General features: G+C 65.9%; 2 protein-coding genes. Both read left to right on the top strand.

Features of this window, described 5'->3' with window-relative positions:
* The coding region (locus tag ABF821_RS18860; RefSeq protein ID WP_415531190.1) for a YkgJ family cysteine cluster protein at positions 1-658 on the top strand (658 nt) is incomplete at its 5' end.
* Positions 659-830: 172 nt separating this feature from the next.
* Positions 831-1,652 (top strand): DUF429 domain-containing protein, encoded by an 822-nt coding sequence (locus tag ABF821_RS18855; protein ID WP_415531189.1) that lies wholly within the window; start codon positions 831-833, stop codon positions 1,650-1,652.
* Positions 1,653-1,896 lie beyond the last annotated feature (244 nt).

The raw sequence follows: 1,896 nt of genomic DNA, 5'->3' as shown, positions 1-1,896 counted from the left end.
CCCCCCCCCCCGCCCCCACAACACACCCCCGCCCCCCCCCGCGCCCCCCCGCCCCCGCCCCCCCGCCCCCCCCCCCCCCAACCCCCCCCCCCCCGCGCGGCGCACGCTCGACCTCTGCGAGGATGTCGCGGAGACACTCCGGCAGATCAGCCCCACCGCGCCACTGGCCTGCACAAAAGGCTGCGATACGTGCTGCCGCAGCCTGGTGCAGGTCAATCCGCTGTTCGCGCTTCTTGCCGTCCATGAGGCACGGCAGACCTTCCCGCCGGATCGCCTTCAGGCCCTGAAAGACCGCACGGAGGCCGGCGTCCCGTTCTGCCCGTTTCTCTTCGAGGGAAGCTGCTCGATCTACGCTGCCCGCCCCATGGTATGCAGGGGTTACTATAGCCTGAATGTCGATTTATGCAGGCAGGGAGATTTCTGCGAAAAGCATCTCGGCTACCAGGGCGATCAGGCGCACGCCGCGCACCAGTTCATGATCTTTCTGTTCGCCCTGGAAAAACGCCTGGAAAGCATCGAAGCCGAAATCGGCCTCCGGAACGAGCCCGTCTTTCTCAACACCGCAGCCCGGACGCTTCTTGCCACGCCCGATGCACCCGAGCGCTGGCGCACTGGCGCCCAGCCCTTCGACCCGGCGCCATTGCAACCCGAGTCATAGCGAAAAAAGCCCATTCGTCCGGTGCGCCTGAATGCAGAATACCCTGTCGACCAGGCCCACCGCGCACGTCGTTGCGCGTCCGATCAATCGGACCCCACGACTGACGATGAGCGATATATTTACACCCCGCCCCTATGCTCTCGCGCGAGAAACTCGCCCCAGGGAGGCAGGCATGGACATGTATATCGGCTTCGATTCCGCATGGACCGACAGCCCGAAGACACCCGGTGCCATCTGCGCCGTCGGTATCGAGAACAACCATCCAGCATGCTTCCACCCACCGCGACCGGTTTCCTTCGACCAGGCTCTCGCCTTCATCCAGACCGTCCGCTCCCGACACGGCACCACACTTGTCGCGCTGGATCAACCGACGATCGTGCCCAATGCCACCGGCATGCGGCCGGTAGAGCGGGTAGCCGCCACCCTCGTCAGTTGGCTTGGCGGCGGCGTGCAGCCGGCCAATCGGGGGCGATCGGGCATGTTCTGCAACGCCGCGCCAATCTGGCGTTTCCTGACGGCATTGAACGCCAAGGAGCATCCCGAGGAAGCGCGGCAGGCGACCAGCGGACTCTATCTGATGGAGGTCTTCCCGGCTCTCGCACTGGCATCACTACGCGACGACTTCTACGGGCGGCTAAACGCGCCCCGATATAATCCGGCGCGCGCAAAGACCTTTCGCATGGCCGACTGGATCCACGTCGCGACATGCGCCGCGCAGCAGGCCCGGCTTCTGGGCTGCACGGAACTGGCGGAATGGTGCCGCGTCGCGGGTGAAACGGCCAGCCCCCGCAAGCCGGATCAGGACAAGCTGGACGCGGCACTCTGTGTGCTGATCGCGCTCCATTGGCGGCTACGCCATCGTGAAGCGTCCTTGCTCCTTGGCGATCGATGTTCGGGCTACATGGTTCTGCCGGCAAGTCAGCCAGTGCGCGAATATCTGACGCGATCTGCCCGCAGACTTTCGGTAAAGATAGACGGCAGCATCCCGATCTGACAACCACAGCCCCGCCACAGGAATCGAGGCCGGGTTACCGGCACCGGGTAAGGTGGCCGCGTCGCGACGATCATGGCCGGGGACCGCGCGCACCGCACATCAGCGCGCCATAGCGGCCCGAAAACGGGCCGCCGGGAGGTCACTGATATAAACGGTCGTCCGATCACGCCGCGTCAGTGATGCCTCCCACCACCGCCGGGGCCACCACGACCACCGCCACCGCCCCCATGGCCGCCCCCGGGAC

The organism is Gluconacetobacter sp., assembly GCF_047721585.1.
Classification (GTDB): Bacteria; Pseudomonadota; Alphaproteobacteria; order Acetobacterales; family Acetobacteraceae; genus Gluconacetobacter; species Gluconacetobacter dulcium.
Note: the sequence above shows the minus strand (reverse complement) of the source record. Positions and strands in the feature narration are given on the sequence as shown.